The organism is Hydrogenophaga sp. OTU3427, assembly GCF_038440225.1.
Lineage (GTDB): Bacteria > Pseudomonadota > Gammaproteobacteria > Burkholderiales > Burkholderiaceae_C > Hydrogenophaga.
The window spans coordinates 46,105-53,374 of record NZ_JASATI010000034.1; the positions used below are offsets into that span (position 1 = coordinate 46,105).

At 69.5% G+C, this 7,270-nt stretch carries 7 protein-coding genes; 1 reads left to right on the plus strand and 6 read right to left on the minus strand.

All coding sequences use genetic code 11. From position 1 onward, the window contains the following. Positions 1–4 precede the first annotated feature (4 nt). Positions 5–982 carry a Bug family tripartite tricarboxylate transporter substrate binding protein gene (locus tag AAHB17_RS17795; RefSeq protein ID WP_342132032.1) on the plus strand — a complete coding sequence of 326 codons (978 nt, stop codon included), beginning with the start codon at positions 5–7 and terminating at the stop codon, positions 980–982. A 9-nt stretch (positions 983–991) separates the two neighbouring features. Here the strand turns inward: AAHB17_RS17795 and AAHB17_RS17800 are convergent, their stop codons facing one another. From AAHB17_RS17800 to AAHB17_RS17825, 6 genes are all read right to left on the minus strand, one after another. Next, entirely contained in the window at positions 992–2,401 is a 1,410-nt protein-coding gene (locus AAHB17_RS17800; protein WP_342132033.1) for an amidase, read from the minus strand. A 7-nt stretch (positions 2,402–2,408) separates the two neighbouring features. Further along, a complete protein-coding gene (locus AAHB17_RS17805) occupies positions 2,409–3,701 on the minus strand; it encodes a TRAP transporter large permease (RefSeq protein WP_342132034.1) in 1,293 nt (430 codons plus the stop codon). After that, complete coding sequence (locus AAHB17_RS17810) at positions 3,698–4,285, minus strand: TRAP transporter small permease subunit (RefSeq protein WP_342132035.1); 588 nt, start codon at positions 4,283–4,285, stop codon at positions 3,698–3,700. The genes AAHB17_RS17805 and AAHB17_RS17810 overlap by 4 nt, the downstream gene beginning before the upstream one ends. A 92-nt stretch (positions 4,286–4,377) precedes the next feature. Beyond that, complete coding sequence (locus tag AAHB17_RS17815; protein WP_342132036.1) at positions 4,378–5,427, minus strand: TRAP transporter substrate-binding protein; 1,050 nt, start codon at positions 5,425–5,427, stop codon at positions 4,378–4,380. A gap of 46 nt (positions 5,428–5,473) precedes the next feature. After that, a complete protein-coding gene (locus AAHB17_RS17820; RefSeq protein ID WP_342132037.1) occupies positions 5,474–6,466 on the minus strand; it encodes a Bug family tripartite tricarboxylate transporter substrate binding protein in 993 nt (330 codons plus the stop codon). Positions 6,467–6,505: 39 nt separating this feature from the next. Beyond that, complete coding sequence (locus tag AAHB17_RS17825) at positions 6,506–7,252, minus strand: aspartate/glutamate racemase family protein (protein ID WP_342132039.1); 747 nt, start codon at positions 7,250–7,252, stop codon at positions 6,506–6,508. Positions 7,253–7,270 lie beyond the last annotated feature (18 nt).

Below are 7,270 nucleotides of genomic sequence, written 5' to 3' on the forward strand. Positions count from 1 at the left end.
CCCCATGCCCACCACCCGCTCACGCCGCCCCGTGGCCGCCGCCTTGCTTGCGCTGCTGGCCTGTGGCGCCCAGGCCCAGGCCTGGCCCGACAAACCCATCAAGCTGGTGACGCCGTCCACACCGGGCGGCCCGCCCGATGTGTACGGCCGTGCCCTGGCCGACCAACTGGCCCGCGAGCTGGGCCAGGCGGTCATCGTCGAGAACATGCCGGCCGTGGGCGGCATGATCGCGGCGCAGTCCATGGCACGCGTGCCCGCCGACGGCCACACCCTGATGGTGGGCACGGCCGGCGCCATGACCATCACGCCCAACGCCAACCCCAAGGCCCAGTACAAACCGGCCGATTTCACGCCCATCTGCCAGGGCGTGGAAGCCGCGCTGGTGCTGGCCAGCCACCCCAGCCTGGGCACCCGGACCTTCAACGAACTGAGCCAGTGGATGAAGGCGCAGAAGGCGCCGCCCACCTATTCGTCCTACGCGCCCGGCTCGCCCGCGCATTTCCTGGGCCACCAGCTGGGCGAAGCCCTCAAGCTCGACCTGGTCCACGTGCCCTACAAGAGCAGCCCGGCGCAGATCACCGACATGATCGGCGGCGTGGCGCCCCTGGGCTTTGTGCAGATCGCCACCGCCAGCCCCCACGTCAAGGCCGGCAAGCTCACGGCCTACGCCACCACCGGCGCGCAGCGTTCGCCCCAGCTGCCCGACGTGCCCACCGTGGCCGAGCTGGGCCTGCCCCAGCTGGAAACCACGGTGTGGTTCGGCCTCACCGGGCCCAAGGGCCTGCCGCCGGCCGTGGTCAAGCGCCTCACCGAGGCCCATCAGAAGATCGTCGCGTCGCCCGAGTTCAAGACCCGCATGGCGGTGGCCGGTCTGTCACCGTCGGTCGGCCTGTGTGGCGACGGTTTTCTCAAGAAGATGAACGACGAGACCGCGCGCTGGGGTCGCATCGTCAAGGCCACCGGCTTCGTGGCCGACAACTGACGGACCGGTTCATGCCAGGCTGGGCCAGCGGTGCGCCCATGGCGCGACGGCCTCGAAGGCCGCGCCCAGGTCCAGCAACATGTCGTCGCTGCCGTAGGCACCCACCATCTGCATGCCGATGGGCAGGCCCTCGGCCGAGGGGGCGGTGGGCACGGCCAGCGCGGGCAGGCCGGCGGCATTGACCCAGCCGGTGTAAATCGCGTGGCCACGCGGTCCCACGTCCTGGCCGTCAATGCGCGGCGGGAAGGCCTCGCGCTTGGGCCAGGGCAGGGCGGCGGCCGAGGGCATGACGATCACGTCGAAGCGCTCGAACAGCGCCGCCGTCTCGCGCCGCAGCTGCCACACCCTCTCCATCGTCTGCCACAGCAGCGTGGCCGGCAGGGCGCGGCCCAGGGCGGCCATGTCGCGGTACTTCTGCGAGGCCTGGGCTTCCCAGTCGGGATGCTGGTCGAACATGCTGGCCAGGCCCATCTGGCCGATGCGGGGCCAGGCGGTGGCGAAGAAGCCCAGGTCCAGCGGCAGGGCGCCGGTCTCGACGTGGTGGCCCAGGGCCGCGAGCTGCGCCACGCCGCCCGACACGCTGGCGGCGATCTGCGGGTCCAGCGGCGCGTCGCCCAGCCGTTCCACGTAGAGCACCCGCAAGGGGCCGCCGGGGCGCGGCAAGCTGGCCGCGTGGGCCGCGGCCAGCGAAAGCCGGTCCACCGCCGCCGGACCGCGCATCACGCCGAACAGCAGGCGGGTGTCGGCCACGGTGCGGGCGATGGGGCCGATGATCTCGAAGTCCAGCAGCAGCGTGGGCAGCACGTGCTGGCGCGGCACCGCGCTCAGCGAAGGCTTGAGGCCCACCAGCCCGGTGTGCGAGACCGGCCGGCGGATCGAGCCGCCGCCGTCCTGCGCGATGGCCAGCGGACCGATGCCGGCGGCCACCGCCGCCACCGCGCCGCCGCTGGAGCCACCGGGCGTGAGCTCGGTGTTCCAGGGGTTGCCGGTGGGGCCGTAGACCGGGTTGTCGGTGTAGCCCTCCAGCGCGAACTCGGGCACGTTGGTCTTGCCCAGGATGAGTGCGCCGCCGGCCCGCGCGCGGCCGACCGCGAATTCGTCCTCGCCGGTGCCCCGCGCGGCCAGTGCGCGGCAGCCCCAGCTGGTGGGCAGGTCGGCGGTGTAGAGGCTGTCCTTGACCGTCAGCGGGATGCCGTCGATGGCCGACAGCGGCTGGCCGGCGGCAAAACGGCGCGTGGACGCTTCCGCTTCGCGCAGACAGTCGGCGTCGCGGCGCAGCACCACGGCGTTGAGTGCGGGGTTGACCGCTTCCAGCCGGGCCAGGCTGGCCCGGGCCGCGTCCAGCGGCGTCAGGCTGCCGTCGCGAAAGCGGCGGGCGAGTTCGGTGGCCGGCAGTTGCCACAACAGGTCGTTCGTCATCCGTTCCTCACATGTGGCCCGGCAGCCAGGTGGCCAACGCGGGCACCACCAGCAACAGCAGGGTGAAGGCGATCATGATCACGGCGTAGGGCAGCGCGCCCCAGATCACGTCCTCCAGCCCGCCCTTGTCGGGCCGTATGCCGTGCACCACGAACAGGTTCATGCCCACCGGCGGCGTGATCAGGCCCAGCTCGCACATCAGCACGATGAAGATGCCGAACCACACCGGGTCCACGCCCAGCGCCACCGCGATCGGGAAGGTGATGGGGATGGTGGCGACCTGCATGGACAAGACGTCCATGAACATGCCCAGGATCAGGTAGAAGACGATCAGCGCCAGGATGAAGCCCGTGCCCGACAGGCCCAGGCCGGCGACCCATTTGGTCATGGCCTCGGCCACGCCGGTCAGGCTGACCGTGAGATTGAGGATGAAGGCGGCCACGATGATCAGCAGGATCATGCCGCTGACCCGCGCGGTGCTGATGAAGCAGTTGCGCATCAGGTCCCAGTTGAGCTTGCCCGACTGCCAGACGAAGGCCAGCGCCGCCACCACGCCCAGCGCCGCGCTTTCGGTGGTGGTGGCGATGCCGAAGTACAGGCTGCCCATGACGATGCCGAACACCACCACCGGCGGCACCAGGAACTGCAGCGTGCGCAGACGCTCGGCCAGCGGCACCTTGTCCTCGCGTTTCACGTTGCCGCTGGCGACGCTGGAGATCCAGATCCAGAGCATGAAACAGCCGGTCAGCAGCAGGCCCGGGATGATGCCGGCGATGAACAGTTTGCCGATGGAGGTGTTGGTCAGCGAGCCGTAGACGATCATGTTCACGCTGGGCGGGATCAGGATGCCCAGGGTGCCGCCCGCGGCCAGCGAGCCCAGCGAGGCACGCATGGAGTAGCCGCGCCGCTGCAGCGAGGGCAGGGCCACCGTGCCCACCGTGGCCGCCGTGGCCACCGACGAGCCCGAGGTGGCCGCGAACAGCGCGCAGGCGCCGATGTTGGTGTGCAGCAGGCCACCGGGCAGGCGGCCCAGCCAGGCCGACAGCGCGATGTACATGCGGTCGGCGATGCCCGAGCGCAGCAGCAGCTCGCCCAGCAGCACGAACAGCGGGATCGAGGTCAGCAGGTTTTCGTTCTGCACGCCCCAGACCACCGGGGCGATGGAGTCCATGAAAGGCACGCCGTAGGCCGAGATGCCGCCGATGATGCCGACCAGGGCCATGGACACGGCGATCGGCATGCCGGCCAGCATGAGCCCAAGCATGGCCAGAAAGGCCAGGCCAAATATGCCAACGCTCATGTTTGTGCTCCTTGTTGTTCTGCCGACTGGCGCAGGGCCAGGTCGTCCAGTTCTTCCTTGAGCTCGTCCTTGGCGCTCTTGGGCTGGAAATCGTGGTTGAGGATGTCGATGTGTCCGCTCAGCAGCAGCCGCGTGGCGTGCACGGCATAGCCGAAGGCCACCAGCGCGAACACCACCAGGCCCACGTACCAGACCGATTGCGGCCAGATCAGCGGCGTGGCCCAGGGCGTTTGAGCCGTGCTGCCGTACTGCAGCGTGTCGCCGATCACCTTGAAGGCTATCCAGGCGATGAAGGCGCCGAACAGGGCCAGCGTGACGATGGCCAGCCAGTTGAGGATGGCCTGCAGGCGTCGCGGGAAGTGTTCGTGGAACACGTCCACCCGGATGTGGTTGCGCCCCATCAGCGCCAGGCTGAAGGCGATGGTGGAACCCACCGCCAGCGCGTAGCCGCCGAGTTCGTCCGCGCCTTGCAGCGAGATGTTGAAGAGCTTGCGGCTCAGGGTCTCGACGGTGACCACCGCCGAGAGCAGCAGGAAGATGCCACCAAAGACGGTGGCCAGCAGGTTTTCAATGCGTTGTTTCATCGTCGAGGCCTTCTGGGATGGGGCTGCCGCCGCGTGGGCGGCAGCCGGTGTCACCGAAGAGGCGCCGAGCGTGGAGGTGCCGGCGCCCGCGCTCATTTCAGCCCCAGCACCGGACCACCTACCGCGGCGGTCCACTTTTGCGAGCAGCCGGGGTTGCTCTTGTCACAGACCTCGGCCCAGACCGGCAGGCTGGTCTTGGCCACCGCGCCGCGCACCAGCTCCAGGTCGGCCGCGGACACCGCCACGTTGGTCAGCTTGAATTTCTTGCCGGTGGTGCAGGGGTCCTTGCCGGCGTTGCAGTTCAGCGCGTCCTGGAACAGCTCTTCCGAATAGCTCCAGATGTCCTTGCTCAGGGTGTCGAAGGCGGTCGCCATCTTGGCCTGCTGGTCGGGTTTGAGGCGGCTCCAGGCCTTGAGCGTGATGGCGTAGCCGTTGAGCGCCATCTGGAAGCCCAGCGGCAACTGGTGGGTGGTGACTTCGGGCCAGCCGGCGGAGTTGGCCGAGCTGGGGCCGGTCACGGCGCAGTCCACCACACCCAGCGACAGCGACTGGTGGGTGTCGGCAAAGGACACCGGCACCGGCGTGCCTCCCACCAGCTCGATGAACTTGGCCAGGTTCTGATCGTAGACACGGACCTTCATGCCCTTGATGTCGGCGAGTTTGCTGATGGGCTTCTTGCAGAACAGGATCTGCGGACCGAAAGGCCAGACCGCCAGCAGCTTGACCTGGAACTGCTGCTGCAGGCGCTGGTCGACGGTGTCGAACCAGGCCTTGGAGACCTTGGCGCCGGTGGCGTAGTCGGGGCTGGCGCCCACGAGGTCCAGGCCCAGCAGCATGGGCTCGTCGCGCGAGTTCTGCGACACGCGCAGCGAGACGAAGTCGAACAGGCCGGCCTTCATCACGCGCAGCTGTTCGGTGTCCTTGATGCCCAGGGTGTCGATGGGCTTGTAGTCGACGTCGATGGGCAGGCCGGTCTTGGCGGCGAACTGTTCGAAGAAGGGTTGTTCCTTGTTTTTCTGGATCAGGCCGGTGGCCAGCGGCTGGCCGATGGCCTTGAAGCTCAGGCGGTCCTGGGCCTGGACGCCGGTGACCAGGCCAGCGGCAAGGGCCATCGCGGCCAGTGTGCGTGTGAGGGGTTTCATCGCGGGTTTTCCTTGGTGGGTTGGGAAAGGGGAATGCGAAAAGAGATCAGCTGTCGATGGAGACCTTGGCGTCGCGGGCCACGCGGGCCCACTTGGCGAGTTCGCTGCGGATGAAGTCGCCGTAGCGGTCGACCGAGCCGCCGCCGTCCTCGACGCCGAAGCCCTGGAACTTCTCCTGCACATCGGTCATGGCCAGCACGGTGTTGATGTCCTGGTTGAGGCGACGCGCCAGCGCGGGCGGCAGCTTGGCCGGGCCGGAGATGCCGTACCAGTTCATGGTCTCGAACTCGGGGAAGTCCTGCTCCTGCATGGTGGGCACGTTGGGGTAGGCCGGCGAGCGCTTGGCGCGCGACTGCGCCAGCGCCACCACGCGGCCGTTCTTGAGGTGGGGCGTGGCCGCCGTCATGGTCTCGAAGGTGAACTGGATCTGGCCGCCGATCAGGTCGGTCAGCAGCGGGCCGCTGCCCTTGTAGGGCACGTGCAGCGCGTTCACGCCGGCCAGCAGCTTGAACTTCTCGATCGCGAAGTGCTGGATGGTGCCGGGACCGGCCGAGCCAAAGCTCACCTGGCCGGGCTGGGCCTTGCACAGCGCCACCACCTCCTTGACGCTTTTCACCGGGCTGCTGGCGCTGGTGATCAGCAGGTTGGGCGTGAGGCCCAGCAGGGCCACGGGTGCGAAGTCGCGTTCGGCGTGGTAGCGCAGCTTGGGCATCACGGCGGGCGCGAGCGCGTGGCTGTTGATGGTGCTCAGGAACAGCACCGTGCCGTCGCCGGGTTGCTGCGCCGCGTACTCGGCCGCCAGCGTGCTGGAGGCGCCGGGCCGGTTGTCGACGATGACCTGCTGGCCCCACAGCGCGCCCAGCTTCTGGGCCACCACCCGTGCCAGGGCGTCGGCGCCGCCGCCGGGCGGAAAGCCCACGATCAGCTTGATCGGGCCGCTGGGCAGGGCCTGCGCCTGGGCCTGTTCCATGGCGCCCGACAGGCCCAGGCCGGCCAGGGCGGTGGCGCCCGCGTGGGTGAGGAAATGACGTCGTTGCATGAGAGGTCTCCGGTCTTGTGGGGTCAGGGTGGGGATGGGTCAGCGGGCCTGCCGCAGCAGCGCCTGTATCGCGGGGCTCAGGCCCTCGTTGGGTTTCTGGGGTGGGGGCGCGAAGCTGCCGCGCTGGGCTCGGCCGGGCTGCAGCGCGACCAGGGTTTCGGCGTGGTGCACCGCGCTGGAGACACCGTCGACCGACGGCACCGGCAGCCGCCCGCGCAGCGAACGCGCCAGGCCCGCCAGCGGCGCGCCGGCCAGCACGATGACGTCGGCGCCGTCCTCGTCCACGCAGCGTTCGGCCAGGGCGACCAGGCGTTCGCCCTGGTCGCCCTGCACGTTGCCGATGTCGGCCAGCGGTTCGTCCAGGCCGCGGATGCTGGCCAGGCGGCCGTCCAGCCCATAGGCGCTCACGGTCTCGCGGTACCACGCGCGGATGCGCTGGGAGATGGCGACGATGGAAAAACGCTGGCCCAGCAGGCAGGCGCTGGCCAGGGCCGCTTCGGTCAGGCCGGTGACGGGGCAGGGCAGGACCTCGCGCAGCGCGTTCAGGCCGGGGTCGCCGAAGGCGGCCACCACCACGGCGTCGTACCCCGCGTGGTGTTCGGCCGCCAGCTGGGCGGTGGCGTAGGCGCCGATCATGGCCTCGAAGCGGGTCTCGATGTAGGCGACGCCGAAGGGCGCGGTCAGGACCTCGATCTCGGTGCCGGGCGAGGCGCTGCGCTCGGCCTCGGCGCGGATCAGCTCGGACACGCTGGCCGAGATGTTGGGGTTGATCAGCAGCAGTTTCATGACTGGCCTCCGCGGCGC

What these genes read in the sequence shown, in the direction of transcription:
- AAHB17_RS17795 (WP_342132032.1), top strand. Translation starts at nt 5, where the DNA reads ATGCCCACCACCCGCTCACGCCGCCCCGTGGCCGCCGCCTTGCTTGCG.
- AAHB17_RS17800 (WP_342132033.1), bottom strand. Translation starts at nt 2,401, where the DNA reads ATGACGAACGACCTGTTGTGGCAACTGCCGGCCACCGAACTCGCCCGC.
- AAHB17_RS17805 (WP_342132034.1), bottom strand. Translation starts at nt 3,701, where the DNA reads ATGAGCGTTGGCATATTTGGCCTGGCCTTTCTGGCCATGCTTGGGCTC.
- AAHB17_RS17820 (WP_342132037.1), bottom strand. Translation starts at nt 6,466, where the DNA reads ATGCAACGACGTCATTTCCTCACCCACGCGGGCGCCACCGCCCTGGCC.
- AAHB17_RS17810 (WP_342132035.1), bottom strand. Translation starts at nt 4,285, where the DNA reads ATGAAACAACGCATTGAAAACCTGCTGGCCACCGTCTTTGGTGGCATC.
- AAHB17_RS17815 (WP_342132036.1), bottom strand. Translation starts at nt 5,427, where the DNA reads ATGAAACCCCTCACACGCACACTGGCCGCGATGGCCCTTGCCGCTGGC.
- AAHB17_RS17825 (WP_342132039.1), bottom strand. Translation starts at nt 7,252, where the DNA reads ATGAAACTGCTGCTGATCAACCCCAACATCTCGGCCAGCGTGTCCGAG.